This is a genomic window from Paenarthrobacter sp. NPDC057981 (assembly GCF_042886835.1).
In the GTDB taxonomy this organism is placed as follows: Bacteria; Actinomycetota; Actinomycetes; order Actinomycetales; family Micrococcaceae; genus Arthrobacter.
Map to the genome: position 1 here is coordinate 24,434 of NZ_JBHVQI010000032.1, position 22,997 is coordinate 47,430.

A 22,997-nucleotide genomic window follows, 5' to 3' on the forward strand; every position below is an offset into this window, starting at 1 on the left:
ACTCACACCGTTGCAACGTAGCTGCAACCTCCCGGCTCCTAGGCTCGGATCAATGGCGAGAGCCACAGTGATTCGCAGCAAAGGAGCTAGCAATGACCGTTTATGCACAGCCAGGTGCCGAGGGTTCGAAGGTCACCTTCAAGGACCGCTACGAGAACTGGATCGGCGGCGAATGGGTTGCCCCGGTCAAGGGTGCCTACTTTGAGAACATCACCCCAGTAACAGGCAAGGCCTTCTGCGAAGTTGCCCGCGGAACCTCGGAGGACATCGAGCTCGCACTGGACGCAGCCCACAAAGTCGCGCCATCCTGGGGAAAGACCTCCGCCACCGAACGCGCCGCGATCCTGAACAAGATCGCCGACCGCATCGACGAGAACGTTGAACTCCTGGCCGTCGCCGAGACCTGGGACAACGGAAAGCCGGTCCGCGAGACCCTCAACGCCGACATCCCGCTGGCCGCAGACCACTTCCGCTACTTCGCCTCGGCCGTGCGTGCCCAGGAAGGTGGACTCTCCCAACTGGATGAGGACACCACCGCATACCACTTCAAGGAGCCCCTGGGTGTTGTCGGCCAGATCATCCCCTGGAACTTCCCCATCCTCATGGCCGTCTGGAAGCTGGCACCGGCACTCGCGGCCGGAAACGCGGTTGTCCTCAAGCCTGCCGAGCAGACGCCCACGTCCATCCTGGTCCTCATGGAACTGATCAGTGATCTCCTGCCGGCCGGCGTGGTCAACGTGGTCAACGGATTCGGCGTCGAGGCCGGCAAGCCGCTGGCTTCCAGCCCGCGCATCCGCAAGATCGCCTTCACGGGCGAGACCACCACGGGACGGTTGATCAGCCAGTACGCCTCCAACAACCTCATCCCCGTCACCTTGGAGCTTGGCGGCAAGAGCCCGAATATCTTTTTCGACGACGTCGCCGCACAGAACGACGCCTTTTACGACAAAGCACAGGAAGGCTTCACGCTCTTCGCGTTCAACCAGGGCGAAGTCTGCACCTGCCCGTCCCGTGCTCTGGTCCAGGAAGGCATCTACGACTCCTTCATGGCCGATGTCGTAGCCCGGACCAACAAGATCATCCAGGGCAACCCGCTGGATACGGAAACACAGATCGGTGCACAGGCCTCCAACGACCAACTGGAGAAAATCCTGTCCTACATCGACATCGGAAAGCAGGAGGGCGCCAAGGTCCTTACCGGTGGTGCCCGGGCCGAGCTCTCCGGTGACCTGGCTGGCGGCTACTACGTCCAGCCCACCATATTCGCGGGACACAACAGGATGCGGATCTTCCAGGAGGAGATCTTTGGCCCGGTAGTGTCCGTCACCAAGTTCAGCGACTACAACGACGCCATCGGCATCGCGAACGACACCCTCTATGGACTGGGTGCCGGCGTCTGGTCGCGCAACGGAAATGTCGCCTACCGCGCAGGCCGGGAAATCCAGGCCGGCCGCGTGTGGGTCAACAACTACCACGCCTACCCGGCAGGTGCCGCCTTCGGTGGCTACAAGTCCTCAGGCATTGGCCGTGAAAACCACGCCATGATGCTGGACCACTACCAGCAGACCAAGAACCTCCTGGTCAGCTACAACGAGAACAAGCTCGGCTTCTTCTAGGAGTTTTTGTACAGCAAATGCCCTTATGGAGCCTTCTTAAGGGCATTAGCTGTACAAAAACTCCAATTATTCGCAGGGATCAAAGGAGATCGTCAATGTCGAACACGATGCAGGCAGCAGTAGTCACGGAGTTTGGAACCGACCTTACGGTCAAGGAAGTTGAACGCCCGACGCCGGGTCCCGGCCAAGCGCTGGTCCGCCTCCTGACGTCGGGGGTATGTCATACGGATTTGCACGCCGCCGAAGGCGACTGGCCGGTCAAACCCACGCCACCGTTCATTCCGGGACACGAAGGAGTGGGCGAAGTAGTGGCTTTGGGCGAAGGGGTTACTGACGTTGCCGTCGGTGATCTCCTGGGCAACGCCTGGCTGTGGTCTGCCTGCGGAGACTGCCAGTACTGCCGGACCGGATGGGAAACACTGTGCGAGTCACAGCAGAATGGCGGCTACAGCGTCGATGGCTCTTTCGGTGAGTACATGCTGGTGGACACACGCTTTGCAGCCCGCATCCCGGAAGGCTCGGACCCCGTGGAGGTCGCCCCTGTCCTCTGTGCCGGTGTGACGGTGTACAAGGGACTCAAGATGACCGAGGCCAAGCCGGGGCAGTGGGTCACCATTTCCGGCATCGGCGGCCTGGGCCATATCGCGGTTCAGTATGCCGTGGCGATGGGCCTGCGCGTTGCTGCTGTGGACATCGCCGATGACAAGCTGGCGCTGGCCAAGGAACACGGCGCCGAGCTCACGGTCAACGCCTTGCATGAGGATCCGGCCGAGGTGATCCAACGTGAAACGGGCGGATGCCACGGGGTGCTGGTGACGGCCGTACATCCCTCCGCCTTCGGTCAAGCGATCGGCATGGCCCGGCGGGGCGGGACGATCGTGTTCAACGGGCTTCCGCCAGGGGATTTTCCGGCACCGATCTTCGAGATTGTCCTCAAGGGCCTCACGGTACGGGGTTCGATTGTGGGGACCAGGCAGGACCTGGAAGAAGCGTTGGAGTTCTACGCCCAGGGGAAGATCAAGCCGACGGTCTCCACCCGGGAGCTCTCAGAGGTCAACGCGGTGTTTGATGAAATGAAACACGCAAAGATCGACGGCCGAGTGGTTCTGAAGTTCTGATGACCAGCTCTGCACTGGAAGCTACGGTGACGCTGCCCGGGGAGGACTTCTCCAGGGTGGCGCTCACTGCGGCCTCCGCGGACCTGCTCCGGACGCTGTGGGCGCAGCATGGTCCGCTGATGTTCCACCAATCGGGCGGCTGCTGCGATGGTTCCGCGCCCATGTGTTATCCGGCAGGGGAGTTCCTGACCGGCGATTCGGATGTCCTTCTGGGCCGGTTCGAGCTGGGCACAGCCTCAGAGCCACAGCCTTTGGAGTTCTGGATGTCGAGGGAGCAATTCAACTACTGGTCCCACACCCATCTGACCGTGGACGTTGTCTCAGGGCGCGGGAGCGGTTTTTCAGTGGAGGCGCCTGAGGGCAAGCGCTTCCTGATCCGGTCAACACTGATGGATTGGGAGGTACCGGGGCTCTAGGCCTTGGCCATGAAGACACTGAAATCCGGGCCACTGGCTGGTGTGATGCGGGCAACGCGCTCGCACCACACCAGCCACAGCTGTCACAGGATTTGGGGGCTCGTCTCACTATCTGGGATAAATATGGCCGTCCATTGGCCGGACACTATCCTTGATGAGTCCTATACCACCCCCCTCCAGAATGTGGCATTTTTATGAACATTTTCAGGACCAAGTCGATTGAGCAGTCGATCGCCGATTCCGACGAACCCGGTCGCAAGCTCAAGCGCAGCCTAAGCACCTGGGATCTCATGATCATGGGCGTCGCCGTTGCTGTCGGCGCCGGGATCTTCTCGGTGGGCGCCAAGGCTGCGGCCAACTTTGCCGGCCCCGCCGTCACCATTTCCTTTGCCATCGCCGCTGTCACCTGCGCTTTGGCCATCATGTGCTATGCCGAGTTCGCGACCGCCATCCCCGTGGCGGGTTCCGCCTACGTCTTCACGTACGCCACGATGGGTGAGGTCCTGGCCTGGATCATCGGTTGGAATCTCATTCTTGAACTCTTCACTGCTGCTGCCGTGATCGCGAAGTACTGGGGCATCTACCTCAGTACCGTGTTCGGTTTGATGGGAGTGGAGATGCCGCCCTCCGTCAGCGTGTTCGGCATCGACCTCTACTGGGGCGCCTTCCTGATCGTCGCAATCTTTACGGTGCTGCTGGTGCTGGGGACAAAGCTGTCCGCCCGCGTGGGCAACGTCTTCACCATGATCAAGATCGCGGTGGTGCTGTTCGTGATCGTGGTGGGCTTCAGCTACGTGAAGTTCTCCAACTACACGCCGTTTGTCCCCGCTTCCGAACCGACGGCCGGAACCGGCGCGGCCGATGTCATGAAGCAGTCCTTCTTCGGTTTCCTGACCGGCGCTGCTCCGGCGCAGTACGGAACCCTCGGAATCTTCGCCGGTGCTGCATTGGTGTTCTTCGCCTTCATCGGCTTTGACGTGGTGGCGACATCCGCCGAAGAGGTCAAGAACCCGCAAAAGACGCTGCCCCGCGGCATCTTCGGCGGCCTGGCCCTGGTCACCTTGCTCTACATCCTGGTCTCCCTCGCGTTGACCGGCATGGTCTCCTACACGCAACTGGCAGAGGTCAAGAACCCGACGCTGACAACAGCCTTCGAAGCCGTGGGCAACACCGACGCAGCCAAGGTCATCGCTTTCGGCTCCCTGGTAGGCCTGACCACCGTGATCATGGTCCTCCTCATGGGCCTGTCCCGCGTGGTCCTCGCCATGAGCCGCGACGGACTGCTTCCCCGCTCCTTGTCAAAGACGAGCGACAAGAGGGCCACTCCTGCCCGCCTGCAGATCATCTGTGGTGCTGCTGTTGCCATCGTCGCAGGCGTAACCAAGGTTGATCTCCTTGAAGAAATGATCAACATCGGAACGCTCTCCGCCTTCGTGATGGTCAGCTTGGGCATCCTGGTGCTCCGCAGGAAGCGTCCCGACCTCAAACCCGCCTTCCGCGTACCCTTCGGCAAGGTCCTGCCATGGGTCTCCGCAGTGTTGTGCCTCTACCTCATGACCAACCTGGCCGTGGAAACCTGGATCTTCTTCGCGATCTGGCTGGTGATTGGCATGGGGATCTACTTCTCCTACGGCCAGCGCCACTCCAGGCTCAACGAAAAGTTCGCGTCCGCCAAGGCCTCCGTCAATGGAGCGAGTGAGAGCCGCCAGGCCGAAGGCGACGAGGACGAAGACAACTTCTCCAAGGTCTGACCCCTCAGTCCACGCGCTGACCCAGAAGTGGGTTGCCTGTCAGACAGCTGCCTGCTCTTGCATCACGGGACGCCCGGGAACCAATGGTTTCCGGGCGTTCCTGCGTCCCGGACGGTTCGAACCCCGCCGGTACACCTCACGGTGCCGCGTGCTCGCCGACCCATTGCACCAAAGGCCTCAGCACCTCCCAGCGGGCAGCGATTTCGTCCTTGGCCGCAGCAGTGGACAACCATTCCGGCTGCCCCACCTCCACCCCGGCCGACAGCGACTTGTGCTTGAGCAACTCCGCCCGCGCATGGTCCTTGTCGAAACCGCGGGGAATGGTCTTCAACTTCTCGCCTTCAATCGCGAATCCTGCTGCCGCTACGGTGTCGATGATCTTTTGCAGCTCCAGACCACTCTCGGGAGCATCCACTGCTGCCCGGAAGCGGGCCAGCTGCGCAGGCGTGTGGGAGTGGTAACCGCCGCCAATGAGGAGCCCGTCGGCGCTGATCTGCACGTAGTAGCCAACGCCCTCCTGGGTGGCGGCAAAGGCGCCCTGAGCCGTTTTATAGGGCGACTTGTCCTGGGAGAACCTGATGTCCCGGTTGGGGCGGAAGATCTTTGCCGGCCCGAACCTGGGCTCCAACTCCGCAAGGAGAGCTGTCAGCGGCTCCCTGACCTCGGCGTCGTACGTGCTTTTATGCTCCAGCCACCACTCGCGGTTGTTGTTCTCTTCAAGGTCCTCGTAGAAGCGGAAAGCGGCCGTTTGAATGCCTGTGAATGTGTCCATGAAGGGATCCTATGAATCCCCAGGACTGATCAGCCATAGGTAGAGCCAGCTATGTGGAAACAAACGCCTATGTGGAAACAAAAAGAACACCCCGCGGCGGAATGATCCGCAGCGGGGTGTTCTTGGAAAGCTGGACGCTTAGAGCTTGTTGGCTGCTTCGGCGTCGGACGTGGTCTGGCCAGCGCCGAGGTTGGCGCGGAGCTTGGCGCCGAGTTCGGCGTCAACGTTGGTCCAGTACTGGATGGCGCGTTCCTTGATGTCGGCGTTCTTCACGCCACCCACGGCACCGGTGATGGTGTCGAGGAAGCGTGCCTTTGCGGCCTCATCGTAGACCTCGCGGTACAGGGTACCGGCCTGGCCGAAGTCGTCATCCTCAGCGTGCAGGGTGTGCGCGGAGAGGGTGAGTTCGCCGTCGTTCTCCCAGCCACCGGCGGGGGAGGTGGGCTCGACAGCTGCCGGGCCACCGACCGAGTTCGGTGCGTAGACCGGAGTTGACGGGGAGTTGAACAGGTAACGTCCCTGGCCATCCTGGCTGTAGTTGTTGACCTGGTTCTTGGGCTGGTTCACCGGGATCTGGGCGTGGTTGGTACCCACGCGGTAACGGTGCGCATCGGCGTAGGAGAAGATGCGGGCCTGCAGCATCTTGTCCGGGGAAGCAGCGATGCCCGGCACGAAGTTCGACGGCGCGAAGGTGGCCTGCTCGATCTGCGCGAAGTAGTTCTCCGGGTTCTTGTTCAGCTCCATGGTGCCCACGTGGATCAGCGGGTAGTCCGAGTGCGGCCAGACCTTGGTGAGGTCGAACGGGTTGAAGCGGTACGTCTTGGCGTCCTCGTAAGGCATGACCTGGACGTGCAGTTCCCACGAGGGGAAGTTGCCGGCCTCGATGTTCTCGGAGAGGTCGCGGATGTAGAAGTCTGCATCCGAACCGGCCAGCTCTTCAGCCTGGTCGCCGGTGATGGAGTTGACGCCCTGGTTGGACTTGAAGTGGTACTTGACCCAGAAGCGCTCACCAGCGGCGTTGATCCACTGGTAGGTGTGCGAGCCGTAGCCCTGCATTTCACGCCAGGAAGCCGGCAGGCCACGGTCGCCCATGAGCCAGGTGACCTGGTGTGCGGACTCGGGAGAGAGGGTCCAGAAGTCCCACTGCATGTCGGCGTCGCGCAGGTGGGTACCCGGGAGGCGCTTCTGCGAGTGGATGAAGTCCGGGAACTTGATGCCGTCGCGGATGAAGAACACGGGGGTGTTGTTGCCCACGAGGTCGTAGTTGCCCTCGGAAGTGTAGAACTTCACGGCGAAACCGCGGGGATCGCGCCACGTGTCGGGGGAACCGTTCTCGCCCGCAACGGAGGAGAAACGGATCAGCATGTCCGTCTCGGCGCCCGGCTGAAGGAAAGCTGCCTTGGTGTAGGCGGAAACGTCGGAGGTGGTCTTGAACGTACCGAAAGCGCCGCCACCCTTTGCGTGCACAACACGCTCCGGGACGCGCTCGCGGTTGAACTGTGCGAGCTTTTCCACCAGGTAGTGGTCGGTCAGGATGATGGCACCGTCAGCGCCGACGGACTTGGAGTGCGCGTCGGAAGTGACAGGGGCACCCGACTGTGTGGTCGAGATGTTCGCGGTCATCATTCTCCTTTTTCTTATTTCTGGGTTACGGAAGGTAGTACGGGAAGCTGTTGTTTGGCTTGGCAGTCCTGGCAGATGCCCTGATAGAGGACGTCTGCGATCTGGATGGTCATGGGCTTGGAATTCTCGTTCCAGTGCGGAGTGAGGCACGGTGCATGTCCCACTGCGCAGTCCACGTCCTCCACCTTGCCGCAGCTGATGCAGACGGCGTGGTGGTGGTTGTCGCCAACCCGGGTTTCATAGAGCGCCGGGGAGTGTGGAGGCTCGAAGCGGCGCAGCATCTGCAGATCCGTCAGGTCGCTGAGAACCACATAAACAGACTGCGCCGTCAGTTCGGGAAGTTCTTCGCGGGCAGCGGCAAGGATGCCTTCTGCCGGGGAATGCGGATGGTGCTGGACGGCGGCGAGCACTGCAAGCCGCTGTTTGGTCACACGCCGGCCATGGGCATGCAGGGCTGCTGCCCATGCTTGCTGCTCAGCTGTGTGATCTGTCATGCATCCATTCAAACACTTATTTTGACAAGTTCACAATAAGGCGAGGCTAACTTCCGGTGAACGTAATAATTCCAAGAGCGGGTTCACATCTTCAGCCGCGGACCGACCCAGCGCGTGGAGACGCAGCGGCGTCTCCGGTGCTGGTGATTCGAGTGCCAAGCAACTGAAGCCGCTGACGCCGGCGGATAGTGGCAAGGCACGCAGCGACGCGGCGATGGCAAGGAGATCAGCCGGCCTGAACTCACGGATCGACGCCGCACCTCCCACGGGCTCGATCACCGTGTGGCGGGGTGCCGCCGTAATGGTCCGGGTCAGAAGGGCGGGTTCAAGGACAGGTACGACGGCGGCCTCCGCCGCGTGTTCGACGACCCGGTCCGCTGTGGGCCGCTCACTGCGGAGCACCTCGCGTATCGACCTGTCGGTCACCTCGAGCCCGGACTCCGGCAGCACCGCCCGACGGTGGGCCGGCAGCGAAAGCTGCTGTCCCGGCGTCGTGGTTTCTCCAGACCAACGACCGAAGAGGTGGAACGTCGGCGTGGACGACTCCGCCACCGGTTCACCCAGCCCGGCTCCCAAGGGGTGCCACTGGTAGGCGAACATGACCGCGAACCGGCCGGCTCCGAGCACCTTCGCCAGGGCTGTGCGCGCAAGATGGTGGCAGAGAAGCCAATCCGCTGCTGACGGGAGCGCGAAGTCGATGGAGGGATCGGACAAGCGGATCACCACATGTCCGGCTGTGAGGGGGTGGCGTGGCCGGGCGATCTCCCAAAAGTCCGAACGGTACAGCAAACGTCGCGACATGACCATGTCAACTCCTTCCCCGGGGTGAGCCTACCAAGCCCCGGGGCTGGTTAGGGTTGGACGGTGGCAAAACTACTGGCAGACATTACTCCGCTCAGGGAGAGTCCTGCTTTTCGCCGGCTCTGGCTGGGGGCATCCGTTGCAGCCATCGGCACCCAACTGACCCTTGTGGCCGTCAGCCTGGAGGTTTACCGGCTGACCCAGGAAAGCCTGTATGTAGGACTTCTCGGCATCTTCGCGCTGGTTCCGTTGGTGATTGCAGGTCTCTACGGCGGCTCCATTTCCGATGCCTACGATCGCCGGAAAGTCGCCTTGATCGCTTCGTTGGTGCTCTGGCTGACCACGGCCGGGCTGGCTTTGCAGGCGTGGCTGGAGATCGGCAACATCTGGGTGCTCTACGCGTTGGTGGCCATCCAAAGCGGGGCGCAGGGCATCAACGGTCCGGCCAGAAGCGCAATTATTCCCCTCCTGGTCCGCAAAGACCTGCTGCCGGCTGCCAATGCCTTGAACATGCTGACATTCGGCCTCTCGATGACCGCGGGACCCCTGTTGGCGGGGGTCCTCGTGGCCACCATCGGGTTTGGCTGGACCTACACGATTGACGTCATCAGCTTTACCTTTGCCCTGTGGGGGCTCTTCAAGCTGCCGCCCTTGCCGCCCTCCAAGGACGCTGTGCGGCCCGGATTCCGTTCAGTGGTGGAAGGCTTCCGCTTCCTGGGCGGGCGGCCGAATGTCCGCATGACCTTCGTGATTGACCTGATCGCCATGATCTGTGCACAACCCAGGGCGCTGATGCCCGCCATTGGAGCCGTGATGATTGGGGGAGGGGAGACCACTGTCGGCATGCTGCTTGCGTCCACGGCCGTGGGGGCGTTCCTTGCCGGCCTGTTCTCAGGGCCGTTGGGCAGGGTGCGCCGGCAGGGCAGTGCCGTGGTGTGGTCGGTGATGGGCTGGGGTGCCTCGATTGCCGGCTTTGGCCTGGTGGTGCTCCTGGCCGGCGACTCCGGACGTAACGGAACCACGCCCTGGCTGATACCGGCGGCGCTCTGCTGTGCGCTCGCCGGCATTTCCGACTCCGTGAGTGCTGTCTTCCGAACCACCATCCTCCAAGCCGCCACCCCGGACCACTTGCGCGGGCGGCTGCAAGGGGTGTTCATTGTGGTGGTCGCGGGCGGGCCGCGGGTGGGGGACATGCTCGCCGGTGGAGTGACGAAGTTCCTCAGTGAGGGCGGCGTGCTGCTGCTTGGCGGCGTTCTATGCATCGTGCTGGCGTGGCTTGCCTCGCGTATCCAACCCGGGTTCGTCGCCTACGATTCGAAGCACCCGGTGCCGTAGCCGCCGGTGCCGTAGCCGCCGGTGCCGTAGGCGCCGGAACAGGGCGACCGGCGTCGACGTTTAACGTGAAAGAACCCCGGCAAGAGGCGAAGAAAGAGAACGAGGGCAACGTGCACAAACACAACAATGGACTCAAAACCGCGGCACTGTTCGGCGTGCTGTGGGCGGTGTTGTTGGGTTTGGGTGCCATCATCGCCTCAGGAACCCGCAGCACCGCCCCCATCTGGATTATGGCCTTGATCGGCGTCGGTACAACTGCCTATGGCTACTGGAACAGTGACAAAATCGCCATCCGCTCCATGGCCGCGTACCCCGTGACCGAGGCCCAGGCGCCACAGCTGTACCAGATCGTCCGGGAGCTGTCCGTCCGGGCCAACAAGCCCATGCCGCGGATCTACCTGTCACCCACCATGACGCCCAACGCCTTCGCTACCGGTCGCAATCCAAAGAACGCCGCCGTGTGCTGCACAGAGGGAATCCTGCATCTTTTGGACGCGCGGGAACTTCGGGGCGTGCTGGGGCATGAGCTGATGCACGTCTACAACCGCGACATCCTGACGTCCTCGGTGGCTGCGGCTGTGGCTGGCGTGATCACCTCGGTTGGCCAGATGCTGCTGATCTTTGGCGGTGGCGACCGGCGCAACGCAAACCCCCTCGCGACCATCGCCATGGCGCTACTGGCACCCTTTGCGGCCTCACTCATCCAAATGGCGATTTCGCGCACCCGGGAGTTTGACGCCGACGAGGACGGCGCCGAGCTCACTGGCGATCCCCTGGCGCTGGCCTCGGCCCTGCGCAAGATCGAGTCCGGGGTGAGTCAGTTGCCTCTTCCGCAGGACCAACGGCTCGTCAATGCCTCGCACCTGATGATCGCCAACCCCTTCAGGGGCGGCGGCATGCGGCGCATGTTCTCCACCCACCCGCCCATGAAGGAACGCATCAGCCGGCTGGAGAGAATGGCGGGGCGGCCGCTGTCATAGGGACTCATCACGTTCTAAAACCGCTTTTCCGTTGTTGCCCAACGACGCAGAAGCGGGTCTGCAACGGAATTGCTGCCAGCCAAGGACTACGCGAACAGCCCTTCGCCGATGTACCCACCGGCCTGCACGCCCGGAGGCACCGCAAACAAGCCCGAACCGGTGTGCTTGAGGTACTCCACGGACAAGGTGTCGCCCTTGGCCAAGGCCAGCTGCATGGGGACGTAGTGGGTTCGCGGATCCTTGACGAACGCGATGAAGAACAGGCCGGCATCCAAGTGCCCGAGTCCGTCCGAGCCGTCGGTGAAGTTGTAGCCGCGGCGCAGCATGCGGACGCCGTTGTTCTGGTCCGGATGGGCCAGGCGCATGTGTGAATCCATGGGGATCAACGGCTCGCCATTGCGTCCGGCCATGGCAAAGTCCGGCGTGCTGAACTCGTCTCCTCCGGACAGGGGAGCCCCCGCGCCCTTGGTGCGACCGATCAGCCCTTCCTGCTCCCGCAGCGAGGTACGGTCCCAGATTTCGATGTGCATCTGGATTCGCCGCGCCACCAGGTAACTGCCACCGGCCATCCACTGCTCGGCCACGGGGCCACCGCCCGCCACCCAAACGTGCTCGTCGAGGAGGGCGTTGTCCTCTACTTTGAGGTTGTTGGTGCCGTCCTTGAAGCCGAACAGGTTTCGGGGTGTCACCTGTGCCCTTGAGGTCGAGGAAGTGCGTCCGAACCCGAGCTGGGACCACCGCACGCGGACCTTTCCGAATCCGATCCTCGCCAGGTTGCGGATCGCGTGGACGGCCACCTGCGGATCATCCGCGCAGGCCTGGACCACGAGGTCGCCCCCTGTTCGCCCGGGCTGCAGATCATCGCCTGGGAAGTGGGGAAGTTCGATCAAGGCCTCCGGACGCCGGCCCTCCAGACCGAACCGGACTTTGCCATCCTTCTCGAACAAGCCTGCGCCAAAGCCAAACGTCAGGGTCAGCTTGGAAGCTGCCAAATCCAAGGCCTCGCCAGTGTCTTCCGGCGGGGCGTCGTACGGGCCATCGACGGCACCGGTCTTGCCGGTTGGATTGCCGGCAGTCATTGCTTGCGCCGCGGCAGTCCATTCCTTGAGGAGCTTGATCAGCTCCTTGCGGTCTTCGGTGGTCACGTCGAACGCAGCCATATGCAGACGGTCCTGGGCAGGCGTCGTGATGCCCGCCTGGTGATCGCCAAAGAAAGGAACCACGGCATCCCCGGCGGAAGGCACTGAGGGTGCTGCCGCCGTCGCCACCGCGTCATGACCCAGGAAGCCTGCGGCGAGCCCGGCCACAGCTCCGGCACCGCCCACGCCCGCGAGGGAGAGCAGGCCCCGGCGCGACATCCGTGCGGCGCCGGTATCAGCGGCAGCCGCCGTACCGCCGTCGGACGCCTCTTGGGACCTTACGACGTCGGACGGCTCACCGGAACGCCCGACGTCGGCCGGCTCACCGGTGTGGCCGAAAGGGCAGCCGCTCACAGCACCACGGCTGAGGTGAGCTTGGAGAGGGGCTCACCCAGCGAGTCGACCAGCGATGCCAGAGCCTGTACCTGCTCCGGGCTGAGCTCGTTGTAGTAGGCGAAGCCATCGCCCTTTGCATGCTTCTTCAGCTCGGCCTGCAGTGCGGTGAACTTTTCATCCAAGGATTTGGAGAGCTCTGCATCTTTCTGTTCCAGGGCCGGCTTCAGGCTTTCGAACGCGATGCGGGCGCCGTCAACGTTTGCCTGGAAGTCCCAGAGGTCGGTGTGGGACCAGATCTCTTCTTCGCCCGTGACCTTGCCGGTGGCAACCTCGTCCAGGAGTTCCTTGGCGCCGTTGCCCAGCTTGTCCGCCGTGAGTTCCACGGTGCGGGTGCGAGTGGCCAGGTCTTCGGTGTCGGCAACGAGTTGAGTGGAGATGGCGGTGCGCTCTGCGGCGGTCATCGCTGTGTAGCCTGCCGGCGGGAAGAGGTCCTTTTCTGCGCGGTGCCAGCCGGTCCATTCCTGGCCAGGCTCAAGGTCTGCTTCGCGGGCATCCAGCTTGGGGTCGAGGTCGCCGAAGGACTCAGCGACGGGTTCGATCCGTTCCCAGTGCATGCGGGTTGCTGCGTAGAGCTCGCGGGCCTTGGCGGCATCGCCGGCGGCGAATGCCTCGGCGAAGGCCTTGGTGCCGGTGACGAGCTGTTCGGTCTGGTCCTTGACGTAGGCGGCGTACTGCTGCGTTCCGGTGTCCACCAGCTTCTGCAGATCGGCGTCCACGCTGGGCTTGTTGCCGGATTCCTTGACCTCGAAGGAGGCACGGATGCCGTCGCCCTGCATGCCGGGCTTGCACGCGGTGGTGTACTTGCCTGCGGGAGCGGTGACTACCAGGTTGCGCGAGATACCCGGGCCGATGTTTTCCACTTCGCCAATGATCCGCAGTCCGTCTTCGGCCAGCAGGTAGAACTCGGTGACTTCGGTGCCCTCGTTCTTCACCGCGAAGGTGAGGTTGCCGCTTGAAGCGCTGGTCGTGGACACCTTGCACTCGTTGGCGGTGCTGCTGACCTGGATGGGACCGTCCGTTGCAGCCGTGGTCTTCGCGTTGTCGGTACAACCGGAAAGGACCAGCGGCACTGCTGCTGCGGCGCCAATCACGGCAAGTGTTCTGCGGAGCTTGGGTGAAGCGGGCATGGGGAATCCTTTGTCTACGGAGTGTGCGGGGTGGCCCTGCGGCCAAGTCGGGGAGGGCTCTAAGGCTGTGCTGCGACTGCGGGAGCTGAAATGGTGCTGGTGGCCTTCGGCCGGGACGAACGGTTGGCCCGGATGTAGAAGAACAGCACCGGGGCTACATACAGCAGCCAGGCTGCTGCTTCCAGCCACGTGGTGGCGGGGGAGAAGTTCAGGGTGCCTTTGAGCAGCGTGCCGTACCAGGACGACGGCGGGATGGCGGCTGAGACATCGAAGGCCAGGTTGTGGAGGCCCGGGAGGATGCCGGCTTCCTGAAGGTCGTGGACACCGTAGGCCAACACTCCGCCCGCGATGACGATCAGGCCTACGCCGGTCCAGGTGAAGAAGCGACCCAGGTTCACCTTGAGGACTCCCCGGTGCAGCAGGTATCCCAATCCGGCAGCCGCTACCAGTCCGAGCAGAGCCCCGAGGAGCGGCAGCGTGGTTTCTCCCGTGGCTTGGGCTGCGGCCCAGATGAAGAGCGCGGTTTCGAGTCCTTCGCGGCCCACGGCCAGTGCCGCCACGAGCGCAAGGCCCCAGGCGGCGCCGTCGGCCGCCTTATCCACCTGGGAGCGGAGTTCGCCGCCGAGGCTGCGCGCGGTGCGGGCCATCCAGAAGACCATCCACGTCACCAAGGCCACGGCAACGATGGACAGCCCGCCGCCAATGGCTTCCTGTGCCTCGAACGTCAGGCCCCGCGGGCCGAAAGTCAGCAGGGCGCCGAAGCCGAAGGAGATGGCAATGGCTGCGCCCACCCCTGCCCAGAGGCGCGGAATGAGGTGCCGCCGCCCGGTCTTGATGAGATAAGCCATCAGCAGGACCACGATCAGTGAGGCCTCGAGGCCTTCGCGCAGGCCGATCAGGAAGTTGGCGGTCATGTGGAGAGTTCTTTCGCTAAGGGGAGCCGTACTTAGGCTCGCCTAAGGAAGAAGAATACTGTGCGTTGGCTATTACGCAAACTAATCGTGCCGTAATTTACGACAGTCGCTGTAGTTACGGGCAGCAAAAAGCCGGGATGCGATGCCCTGGAAGGGGCGTGCATCCCGGCTTTTGCGCCGCCGAGGCGCGGGAGCGCCGGGCGCGGGCGCCCAGCAATCACGCGGCCGGAGCACCGTTAGCTGCGGAAGTTCACGAACTGGAGGTCGGCCTCTTCGAACTTCTTGAGGATGGCCATGGTCTCCTGTAGATCGTCGCGCGACTTGGAGGTCACGCGGAGTTCGTCGCCCTGGATCTGGGACTTGACGGACTTGGGGGCTTCATCGCGGATGATCTTGTTGATCTTCTTGGCGATGTCCTGGGCGATGCCCTCCTTGATGCTGCACTCCAGGCGGAACTCCTTGCCCGAGGGGTAGGGCTCGCCCTGGTCCAGGGACTTCAGGGAGATGCCGCGCTTGATCAGCTTGGACTGGAAGACGTCCAGGACTGCAAGGACACGGTCTTCCGAGTTGGCCTTCATGAGGATCTTTTCGCCGCTGAAGTCGATCTCTGCGCCGACGCCCTTGAAGTCGTACCGCTGCGCGATTTCCTTCTGTGACTGGTTCAGTGCGTTGGCGACCTCTTGCTTGTCTACCTTGCTGACGACGTCGAATGTGGATTCGCCTGCCATGACTCTCCTTAGGTTGGGGGCCCTGTGAGGGCGGTTGGGTCTGGCATCCAGCCTAGTACGGAAGGCGACGGTTGGGACGGTGTCGGGCTTTCACAGTTCGCTCACAGCACACGCAGGGTGGGAACCGAGGTACGCGGCCCAGAGTTGTACCAGTTGGAAGACACTTCGTCCGGAGGATCAGCATGAGCACCAAGGCCGTCCAGTCCATCAGCAAGTCCGCCTCAGCAGCAGCAGGTTCCATTGGAACGGCCGCGGTAGCTGCTGCCAGTGCAGTAGCGGCGGCGGCGGTGGCGGCCTCGATCGTGCTGAGCCCGGTTCCTGACGCGACTTCCCGCATGGATGGCGTCCATGCAGATCTCCAGCGGGCCGTGCAGCTGAACCAGATCACCGCCGAACAGGCCGAGAAGTTCGAGGCGAAACTGGCAGGCAGGATCCTCGGAGAAGCCTGAAATCCCATGAAATCCCGGCCTCTGACGTCCGATTAGATTCTTCGTGGAAAGTTCTGTAAGGTTGTCTCTGCCTTCGGTTACCGGATCGAAAGAAATGGTCTTCCGGAAGTGATCTTCTTTTGAAGTTCGGCAGATTACCCGAGCGGCCAAAGGGGGCTGACTGTAAATCAGCTGGCAACGCCTACGGGGGTTCGAATCCCTCATCTGCCACCCAAGGAAAATCCCCGGAACCATTGGTTCCGGGGATTTTTTTGCATACTGGGGGATTTCAATCGGGCCGAGGGGTGCGGCTGCCACCCACTTTCATCCTGCGAGCCGGGCGGCGCGCCGCAGACCACTGCGTGCCACGGGGCTTGAATGCTCAAAGGTGGTGGTGACGGACCGTCCCTGCGCGGGCGTCGGAACCGGCCGCTCACCGGCTCTCGGAGATTTTCCGGAGCTCCGCGATTTCGAGCCGCAAGGCCGCGATCTCCTTGACCAAGTCAGCCACTTCTGCCCGAACGGGCTCTTCGGCCGCCGCCACCTTCTCGCCGGTAGCGGCCGCCACGCCTTCGGCGTTCTCCTCGATCCGCTGCACCAGCCAGGATGCGATGGAAGCAGTGACGATACCCAGGACAGCGATGCCGCTCATCATGAGGGCTGCGGCCACCACCCTGCCGATCGGTGTCACCGGATACAGGTCACCGTAGCCCACGGTGGTGATGGTGGTGACCGCCCACCAGGCCGCGTCCCCGAAGGTCAGGATCTTGGCGTCGGGGGCGCCCTGTTCGACGTCGAGGACGGCAAGGGCTCCAACGAGGATGAGCATGGCTGCCGCTCCGGCGACGTAGGTTGCCACGCGTCCCCGGAGGGTTTCGCCCACGGTCCGCTGTAGCACCGAAAGCAGGGTGACAAGGCGCAACAACCGCAGTGGCCGGAAGAAGGGAAGCACCACGATCAGGAGTTCATGGAGATTCCACAGGAACCATCGCATGCGGTCTTCGGCGAGCCAGAGGTTGATGAAGTAGTCAACGGCGAAGATTCCCCAGGTGATCCAGAGGATCACCTCCAACGGGGTTGACGATTCACCGTCGACGCGACCGATGACTTGCCAGGCGTAGGCGGTAAGGAAAATCAATGCCGTGGCCATGAGTGGCCATTCCACGAGGTCCCGGTATCGCGCTTGAGTCATATCGGAATCCTAGCCACAGGCGGGGCCTGCGGAAGGAGAATCAGACGGTTGTTTCCAGCCAATAGCCGTCCAGGTGGTGGATCAGCTGGCGTCCCAGGCCACCCTTGAGTTGGATCCACAGGGTGCTGCGGTCATCGGTCATGCCGTCCAGGGTTCCCTCAATCCGGTTCCCGCGGGCGTCCTGGAGCACCACCGCCTGGTGGCGTTGGAGTTCGGGCCAGACGTCGCCGTGGGGCCGGGTGGTTTGCAGCGTACTCAAAGGGATCCCCCTGATGTGTTCTTCCAATACGAGTTCCAGATATTGTGCACGTCTTTCGTGAACCTGCGGTAAACGTTAGTGCAATCGTTGGACATAAAACTGGCCGAATGGGTGCAAGGGCGCGGCCGCCAAAAGGGCGTCCCACATCGCGGTCGGTACCTTCCGTTGCATGTTACCCACGGGTAACATAGCTGCCATGCACCTGCTTATCCGTACCCTCATGCTGCTGTTCACGTCCCCCAAGCGCTCGCCGTTGGGTGTTTGGGAAGAATCTTCGCTGCCTTTGCGTGTGCTGCCCACGGACATTGACATCGCCCTGCACGTCAACAACGGCATGTACTTTTCCCTGATGGACCTGGGTCGCTTCGACCTCATGGTGCGCAGCGGGGTCTGGGGCAAAATGCGTAAGCGGGGCTGGAGCCCTGTTGCAGCAGGGGAGACCATCGCCTTCCGGAAGTCCTTGCAGCTGTGGCAGCGCTACACCATTGAAACCCGCATCATCGGCCTGGACACGAAAGCCATCTACTTCGAGCAGCGCATGGTGGTGGATGGAGAGATCTACGCACGCGGCTACATCGCCACGCGCCTGGTCGCCAAAGGCAAGCCGGTGACCCAGGAAGAAATCATCGCTGAGTTTGGCGCACCGCCGGCCGATCTTGAACTGCCGGAGTGGATCCATGAATGGCGCGGGAACAACGGACTGCCTGGGGCCCGCCGTCCCGCGCCTCACGTGTGGAGTTAGACCCCGACATCCCGGCGTTGCAGGGCAAAGGCTCCCAGCGCAATGAGGGCAACCGAAATGGCGTACAGCCCGGTCACCGCGCCCCAGTCGGCCCCATTGGCCACCGGTGAATTGCCATAAGCCCAGTGATACGGGGAAAGGTTCAGCAGCCAGTCCACGTTGGGGCTTTGCCGGCCGACGGCGTTGAAAACGTAGCCGAGGACCGCAACTGCGGCGCCGGCAGCGACTCCATACACCTTCCTTCCGCTGAGCGCGCCGACAAACAACGCGGCGGTACCGCTCAGCAGGGCCAAGGCAGCAAACAGCAGCACCGCGCCGGCAAGATGCCCGACGTCGATACTTAGCTGGGCGGGCCCGTTCAGTACCAGCACCAGCACGAAGACAAGGGCAGTGAGGATCGCGATGCGAACGATCAGCGCCAAGGCCCGCTCCAGCACGATCTGTACGCGCGTGACGCTATGGGCCAAGGTCAGCTCCAGGAGCCCGGACTCCTCGTCGCCGCCCACTGCTGCCGCGCCCCAACCCACGGAGGCCATGGACATCAGCAGGAACCCGATGAGCCCGAACAACGTGGCCTGGGTGTAGCCCGGACCGGTAGCGATTTGATCGTAGTTCAAGGCCTTGGTCATGCCTTGGGGGAGGGCATCGATCATTTGTTGCATCTGGGAGCTGCCGCCGATGGAGGGATACAGGGGCAGGTACAGCATGATGGCGCCAGTCAAACCCACAGCCCAAGCCAGGGTCGAACGCCACGAATCCGTCAGTGCCTTCGTGAACAGCGGCAGCGGCCTAGGCATGGTGGGCTCCTTCCGGTTGCTTAAGGGCTCTATGCCGTGATTCTTCATGGGTGGAAGGACTTTCGTCGCCCGTGTAGAGCGTCAGGACAGCTTCCTCCAGATCCGGCTCCTCCAACACCAGGTCCGTCAGGTTCAGCTTGGCCAGCTCCTGGACCAGGGGCTGGACGGGGCCGGACAGCGTGGCCGTGGCTTCGACCGTCCCCGCGGCATGCCCGTCGGGCGTCAGCTCCCGGACCGCCACATTGGCGACCCCCGGCACCCTGGCCAGCAGCGCACCGACGTCGTGCGCTTCTGTTCCGGTGCTGTTGAAGCGAAGCTGCCTTACCGCTGCTGTCCGGAGGGCCTCCACAGTGGAAACCGTGACGATTCCGCCGTCGCGAAGAATGGCGACGGCGTCCGCGGCCTGCTGGACTTCGCTCAGCACGTGCGAACTGAGGAAGACTGTGGCCCCGTCGTCCACGGCTTCGCGGACCATGGCGTGGAAGACCTGCTGGACCAGGGGATCCAGGCCGCTGGTGGGTTCGTCCAGAATGAGAAGTTCGGGTTTGTGCATGAATGCCTGCAGCAGCCCGAGTTTCTGCTTGTTGCCCTTGGACAGCTTGCGGGTCTGGCGGTCCAGGTCCAGCTGCAGCCGGTCGGCGAGAGAGTTGACGTGCCGCTGGTCCACAGGCCCGCTGATGGCGGCAAAATGTTCCAGCATCCGGCGGCCTGTGGTGCGGTTCTCCAAATGCAGCTCGCCAGGGAGGTACCCGATCCGCCGTCGCAAGGCGGTTCCCGACCGCCTGGGATCCTGACCCAGGATGGAGATGGAACCGGCGCTGGGCCGGATGATGTCCAACAGGCAGCGCATTGTGGTGGTTTTACCCGCCCCATTCGGCCCGATCACGCCGAAGACTGTCCCTGACTCCACAGCGAAATCCAATCCGTGCAGGACCTCGCGCTGTCCGAACTTTTTTCGCAACCCCTCGACGACGATTGCTTGGGTCACGGGGCATGCTCCCTTCCGTTGTTGGTGTTTCCTTCAATGGCTTCGCGGGCTGCGTTCAGGAAACGCGCGTCAGCATAGAAACCGTGGGTATAGATCTCGAGAAGAGGCAGGGTGAGCTGGCGCAGAAGGTCTGGGCCAATGCCGTTGGGTTCGGGTGCCGGGACTCCGAGGGTTCGTGAGAGATGACGACCCAGCATGAGGATCGCCAGGCTGTTGGAGGCGATCACCAACGCAATGGACCGGACGTCGTCGAATTCCCGTATGGTGCCCGCGGCGATGCCGGTGAGGATGATGTCCTCGCTCTGTTTTACGACCGCGTCAAAAAACGCGTCACCAGCTTCGGATTCATCGGCCAGACTGCGGCGGATGTAGGCGATCTCTTCCGTGTATTGATCCGGGTTGTTCAAGTAGTCCTGGATGAGTTTGCCAGTCGAACCGGGGTCTGACTTTTCGCGCCCCTGGTCGGCTGTCTGGGCCAGGACATGCTGGTCGCAGGCCTTGCGCAGCCCGGCCTTGGTGCCGAAATGGTGGATGACGAGCCCGGGGCTGACCCCGGCGGCAGTCGCTACACCGCGGACCGTTGCGCGGGCAAAACCCTCACGACCAAAGAGGCCGATGGCGGCATCGCGGATTCGTGCCCTGGTGGTTAAATCGTCTGCGGTTGAACGCATGTTTAATACGCTAAACACTTGTTCAGCACTGATCAATAGGTCCCCGGATCCTGCGCCGGACTTTTTATTCCCGGTGACGCGGGAAGCGAACAGGGTGCCCCTCCGCGCGACTTACCGCTCAGGGACGCGTACGGTGGAAGCATGGCTACAGTTGACATTACTGGTGAACAGTTCGCATCGACCATCGAGGAGAACGATATTGTCCTCGTGGATTTCTGGGCTGCATGGTGCGGCCCCTGCCGGCAGTTCGCGCCCACCTACGGAGCGGCGTCGGAAAAGCACTCCGACGTGTTCTTCGCCAAGGTGGACACCGAAGCCGAGCAGCAGCTAGCAGCGGAAGCCGGGATCACGTCCATCCCCACGCTGATGGCCTTCCGCGAAAAGGTGCTCGTCTTCTCGCAGCCCGGCGCCCTGAACGCCCAGCAGCTTGAACAGGTCATTGAGGCCGTAAAGGGCTTGGACATGGAAGAAGTCCACGCCCACGTTGCCAAGTCCCGTGCCGAGGCACAGGAAAACTAGACACCATCCAGCGAGTTCGCTGGAAACACATCGAGGTCGCCGGAAATTTCCGGCGACCTCGATGGTTTAAGGCGAACTGGCGAACCAGCGGCGAACTAGAGACGTTCCAGCTGCACAGGCTCGGCCAGCAAAGCGCTGAGGGACTCGTTCAGGTCCTGGACGGCGATGCCCTTGGAGTGCTTCTCCAGCAGTTCCTCGGATTCCCAGCGTTCGGTGAGAACGAGCTTTTCTTCGGTGGCTTCGGTCAGTTCGTACCGGATGCAGCCGGGCTCGTTGACTACCTCGTCAATGGCGATTTCCAACGCGAGTTTCACGCGGTAGAACTCGCCTTCGTTAGGGATGAACGTGGCCTTCAGGTCAATGGGTGCACTCATGGGTTCAACCCTACCGGCAGGACACGGCAGCCCTGGAGGTGGTTACGGTTCTGTTGCGCGGCAGGGCTTGGTAGCGTTCCGTCATGTTGTCCTACACCGCCGGAGACACCGACGTCCCGTTGCTCGAAGAGACCATTGGCGCAAATTTTGAGCGCATCGCCGCCCAGTTTCCCTTGCGGGACGCGCTCATCGAGGCCGCCTCTTCGCCGGGCGGTGACGCCCGCCGCTGGAGCTACCAGAAGTTGAACGACGACGTCGATCGCCTCGCCCGCGCGCTGCTCGCCATGGGGGTGGCAAAGGGGGAGAGGATCGGCATCTGGAGTCCCAACTGTGCCGAGTGGACCATCCTCCAGTACGCCACAGCGAAGGTCGGGGCGGTGCTGGTCAACGTGAACCCCGCGTACCGGAGCCATGAACTGGAATTCGTGGTGAAACAGAACGGCATGCGGATGTTGGTTACTGCGCCCAGGGACAAGAACAGCGACTACGTCGGTATGGCCAGGGACGCGGCCGACACCTGCCCCGAACTTAAGGAGATCGTCTTCCTTCCCGGCGATCCGGCAGCTGGACTGACCGCGGGGGTTCCTGAAGCCGGGCACGAGCTGACGTATGCCGAGCTGCTGACCCGGGCGGACGGCGTCGGACTTTCAGCGCTGCGCGAGCGCATGGCGGAACTGGACCCGCACGATCCCATCAATCTGCAATACACCTCGGGGACCACCGGATTTCCGAAGGGTGCGACGCTGACACACCACAACATCCTCAACAACGGGCACTCCATCGGGCGGCTGCTGGGTTACACCGAGCACGACCGCGTGGTGATACCGGTGCCGTTCTACCACTGCTTCGGCATGGTGATCGGAAACCTGAATGCGCTCAGCTTCGGGGCCGCCACGATCATTCCGGGCCGGGGTTTCAACCCATCGGCGGCGCTGGAAGCGGTGCAGGATTTCGGTGGGACCTCGCTGTACGGGGTGCCGACGATGTTCATCGCAGAGCTGGCGCTGGAAGATTTCGGCTCCTATGACCTCTCTACACTGCGCACCGGTGTGATGGCGGGTTCACTGTGTCCCATCGAGGTGATGCGACGGGTGATCGACGAGATGCACATGGTGGACGTGGCCATCTGCTACGGGATGACCGAGACCTCACCCGTGTCCACCATGACGCGGGCCGGGGACACCCTGGAGCAGCGAACGTCCACGGTGGGCCGGACCATGCCGCATTTGGAGAGCAGGATTGTGGATCCGGGGTCCGGGGAGGTGGTGGAGCGCGGTGTGATCGGTGAGCTCTGCACCCGTGGGTACGCCGTGATGCAGGGGTACTGGGGCCAGCCCGACAAGACCGCCGAGGCCATCGACGCTGACGGGTGGATGCACACCGGGGACCTGGCCCGCATGGATGAAGACGGCTACCTCGTGATCGAAGGCCGCATCAAGGACATGGTGATCCGCGGCGGGGAGAACATCTATCCGCGCGAGATCGAGGAATTCCTCTACCTGCACCCTTCCATCCAGGACGTTCAGGTGATCGGCGTTCCGGATGCCAAGTACGGCGAGGAACTGATGGCGTGCATCATCCTCAAGCCCGGCGCCGAGCCCTTGACGGCCGATGGCCTGGCTGAGTACTGCCGGGGCAAGCTGGCGCATTACAAGATTCCCCGCTACATCGACGTCCGCGAGAGCTTCCCCATGACCGTGTCCGGGAAAGTCCGCAAAGTGGATATGCGCCAGGAAGCAGTGTCTCGCCTCCACTTGTAAGAGCAACGCGGGGTCACTTATGGCCCATAATCGCGGTGAACATGGGCCATAAGTGAC

At 62.7% G+C, this 22,997-nt stretch carries 24 protein-coding genes and 1 tRNA gene; 11 read left to right on the forward strand and 14 right to left on the reverse strand.

Features of this window, described 5'->3' with window-relative positions; translation table 11 throughout:
- Window positions 1–92 precede the first annotated feature (92 nt).
- The 4 genes from ACFVSI_RS20055 (at window position 93) to ACFVSI_RS20070 (ending at window position 4,901) form a co-directional block, all read left to right on the forward strand.
- Window positions 93–1,616 (forward strand): aldehyde dehydrogenase family protein, encoded by a 1,524-nt coding sequence (locus ACFVSI_RS20055; RefSeq protein WP_387827618.1) that lies wholly within the window; start codon window positions 93–95, stop codon window positions 1,614–1,616.
- Window positions 1,617–1,711: 95 nt separating this feature from the next.
- The gene (adhP, locus tag ACFVSI_RS20060; protein WP_186313500.1) at window positions 1,712–2,734 is read left to right on the forward strand and encodes an alcohol dehydrogenase AdhP; all 1,023 of its coding nucleotides are present in this window, start codon (window positions 1,712–1,714) and stop codon (window positions 2,732–2,734) included.
- Window positions 2,734–3,150, forward strand: a complete 417-nt coding sequence (locus tag ACFVSI_RS20065) for a DUF779 domain-containing protein (RefSeq protein ID WP_387827621.1) — start codon at window positions 2,734–2,736, stop codon at window positions 3,148–3,150. Before adhP ends, ACFVSI_RS20065 begins: the two co-directional genes overlap by 1 nt.
- A gap of 194 nt (window positions 3,151–3,344) precedes the next feature.
- Window positions 3,345–4,901, forward strand: coding sequence for an amino acid permease (locus ACFVSI_RS20070; protein ID WP_387827624.1), 1,557 nt, complete (start codon window positions 3,345–3,347; stop codon window positions 4,899–4,901).
- 136 nt (window positions 4,902–5,037) lie between these two features.
- On the opposite strand, the gene ACFVSI_RS20075 is transcribed toward ACFVSI_RS20070, so the two are convergent.
- The 4 genes from ACFVSI_RS20075 to ACFVSI_RS20090 all read right to left on the reverse strand — a co-directional run bounded on the left by ACFVSI_RS20075 (window position 5,038) and on the right by ACFVSI_RS20090 (window position 8,591).
- Window positions 5,038–5,673, reverse strand: a complete 636-nt coding sequence (locus tag ACFVSI_RS20075; protein WP_387827627.1) for a DUF2461 domain-containing protein — start codon at window positions 5,671–5,673, stop codon at window positions 5,038–5,040.
- 138 nt (window positions 5,674–5,811) lie between these two features.
- Window positions 5,812–7,296 (reverse strand): catalase, encoded by a 1,485-nt coding sequence (locus tag ACFVSI_RS20080; RefSeq protein ID WP_387827630.1) that lies wholly within the window; start codon window positions 7,294–7,296, stop codon window positions 5,812–5,814.
- A 14-nt stretch (window positions 7,297–7,310) separates the two neighbouring features.
- On the reverse strand, window positions 7,311–7,790 hold the full coding sequence (locus ACFVSI_RS20085) for a Fur family transcriptional regulator (protein ID WP_144659320.1): 480 nt from the start codon (window positions 7,788–7,790) through the stop codon (window positions 7,311–7,313).
- Window positions 7,791–7,820: 30 nt separating this feature from the next.
- The gene (locus ACFVSI_RS20090; protein ID WP_387827633.1) at window positions 7,821–8,591 is read right to left on the reverse strand and encodes a hypothetical protein; all 771 of its coding nucleotides are present in this window, start codon (window positions 8,589–8,591) and stop codon (window positions 7,821–7,823) included.
- A gap of 63 nt (window positions 8,592–8,654) precedes the next feature.
- Between ACFVSI_RS20090 and ACFVSI_RS20095 the strand changes: the two genes are divergently transcribed.
- Entirely contained in the window at window positions 8,655–9,926 is a 1,272-nt protein-coding gene (locus tag ACFVSI_RS20095; protein WP_387827636.1) for an MFS transporter, read from the forward strand.
- 110 nt (window positions 9,927–10,036) lie between these two features.
- On the forward strand, window positions 10,037–10,906 hold the full coding sequence (gene htpX / locus ACFVSI_RS20100; RefSeq protein WP_144659323.1) for a zinc metalloprotease HtpX: 870 nt from the start codon (window positions 10,037–10,039) through the stop codon (window positions 10,904–10,906).
- A gap of 86 nt (window positions 10,907–10,992) precedes the next feature.
- Here htpX and efeB read toward each other — a convergent pair whose 3' ends face one another.
- The 4 genes from efeB to ACFVSI_RS20120 form a co-directional block, all read right to left on the reverse strand.
- Complete coding sequence (gene efeB / locus ACFVSI_RS20105; protein ID WP_387827639.1) at window positions 10,993–12,399, reverse strand: iron uptake transporter deferrochelatase/peroxidase subunit; 1,407 nt, start codon at window positions 12,397–12,399, stop codon at window positions 10,993–10,995.
- Entirely contained in the window at window positions 12,396–13,568 is a 1,173-nt protein-coding gene (gene efeO / locus ACFVSI_RS20110; RefSeq protein WP_387827642.1) for an iron uptake system protein EfeO, read from the reverse strand. Before efeO ends, efeB begins: the two co-directional genes overlap by 4 nt.
- A 59-nt stretch (window positions 13,569–13,627) precedes the next feature.
- Complete coding sequence (gene efeU, locus ACFVSI_RS20115) at window positions 13,628–14,482, reverse strand: iron uptake transporter permease EfeU (protein WP_387827645.1); 855 nt, start codon at window positions 14,480–14,482, stop codon at window positions 13,628–13,630.
- A gap of 236 nt (window positions 14,483–14,718) precedes the next feature.
- Window positions 14,719–15,210, reverse strand: a complete 492-nt coding sequence (locus ACFVSI_RS20120; protein ID WP_144659328.1) for a YajQ family cyclic di-GMP-binding protein — start codon at window positions 15,208–15,210, stop codon at window positions 14,719–14,721.
- 182 nt (window positions 15,211–15,392) lie between these two features.
- On the opposite strand from ACFVSI_RS20120, the gene ACFVSI_RS20125 reads away from it, so the two are divergent.
- Window positions 15,393–15,659, forward strand: coding sequence for a hypothetical protein (locus tag ACFVSI_RS20125; protein WP_262275697.1), 267 nt, complete (start codon window positions 15,393–15,395; stop codon window positions 15,657–15,659).
- A gap of 128 nt (window positions 15,660–15,787) precedes the next feature.
- A tRNA-Tyr gene (locus tag ACFVSI_RS20130) sits at window positions 15,788–15,869 on the forward strand.
- A 202-nt stretch (window positions 15,870–16,071) separates the two neighbouring features.
- Here the strand turns inward: ACFVSI_RS20130 and ACFVSI_RS20135 are convergent.
- Together ACFVSI_RS20135 and ACFVSI_RS20140 are read right to left on the reverse strand one after the other, a co-directional pair.
- Window positions 16,072–16,830 carry a potassium channel family protein gene (locus ACFVSI_RS20135; protein ID WP_387827649.1) on the reverse strand — a complete coding sequence of 253 codons (759 nt, stop codon included), beginning with the start codon at window positions 16,828–16,830 and terminating at the stop codon, window positions 16,072–16,074.
- A 40-nt stretch (window positions 16,831–16,870) separates the two neighbouring features.
- Window positions 16,871–17,089, reverse strand: a complete 219-nt coding sequence (locus ACFVSI_RS20140) for a hypothetical protein (RefSeq protein ID WP_387827652.1) — start codon at window positions 17,087–17,089, stop codon at window positions 16,871–16,873.
- 196 nt (window positions 17,090–17,285) lie between these two features.
- Here ACFVSI_RS20140 and ACFVSI_RS20145 point away from each other — a divergent pair, with 196 nt between their 5' ends.
- Complete coding sequence (locus ACFVSI_RS20145; RefSeq protein WP_387827654.1) at window positions 17,286–17,831, forward strand: acyl-CoA thioesterase; 546 nt, start codon at window positions 17,286–17,288, stop codon at window positions 17,829–17,831.
- Here ACFVSI_RS20145 and ACFVSI_RS20150 read toward each other — a convergent pair.
- Genes ACFVSI_RS20150 through ACFVSI_RS20160 form a run of 3 tightly spaced genes read right to left on the reverse strand, consistent with a single transcriptional unit; the run spans window position 17,828 to window position 20,287 of the window.
- On the reverse strand, window positions 17,828–18,628 hold the full coding sequence (locus tag ACFVSI_RS20150) for an ABC transporter permease subunit (RefSeq protein ID WP_387827657.1): 801 nt from the start codon (window positions 18,626–18,628) through the stop codon (window positions 17,828–17,830). The genes ACFVSI_RS20145 and ACFVSI_RS20150 overlap by 4 nt on opposite strands.
- On the reverse strand, window positions 18,621–19,616 hold the full coding sequence (locus tag ACFVSI_RS20155) for an ABC transporter ATP-binding protein (RefSeq protein WP_387827660.1): 996 nt from the start codon (window positions 19,614–19,616) through the stop codon (window positions 18,621–18,623). The genes ACFVSI_RS20150 and ACFVSI_RS20155 overlap by 8 nt, the downstream gene beginning before the upstream one ends.
- Window positions 19,613–20,287, reverse strand: a complete 675-nt coding sequence (locus ACFVSI_RS20160; protein WP_387827663.1) for a TetR/AcrR family transcriptional regulator — start codon at window positions 20,285–20,287, stop codon at window positions 19,613–19,615. The genes ACFVSI_RS20155 and ACFVSI_RS20160 overlap by 4 nt, the downstream gene beginning before the upstream one ends.
- 141 nt (window positions 20,288–20,428) lie before the next feature.
- On the opposite strand from ACFVSI_RS20160, the gene trxA reads away from it, so the two are divergent.
- Window positions 20,429–20,806, forward strand: a complete 378-nt coding sequence (trxA, locus tag ACFVSI_RS20165) for a thioredoxin (RefSeq protein ID WP_387827666.1) — start codon at window positions 20,429–20,431, stop codon at window positions 20,804–20,806.
- 95 nt (window positions 20,807–20,901) lie between these two features.
- Here the strand turns inward: trxA and ACFVSI_RS20170 are convergent, their stop codons facing one another.
- Window positions 20,902–21,180, reverse strand: a complete 279-nt coding sequence (locus ACFVSI_RS20170; RefSeq protein WP_387827669.1) for a putative quinol monooxygenase — start codon at window positions 21,178–21,180, stop codon at window positions 20,902–20,904.
- A gap of 83 nt (window positions 21,181–21,263) precedes the next feature.
- On the opposite strand from ACFVSI_RS20170, the gene ACFVSI_RS20175 reads away from it, so the two are divergent.
- Window positions 21,264–22,940, forward strand: a complete 1,677-nt coding sequence (locus ACFVSI_RS20175) for an AMP-binding protein (RefSeq protein WP_387827671.1) — start codon at window positions 21,264–21,266, stop codon at window positions 22,938–22,940.
- Window positions 22,941–22,997 lie beyond the last annotated feature (57 nt).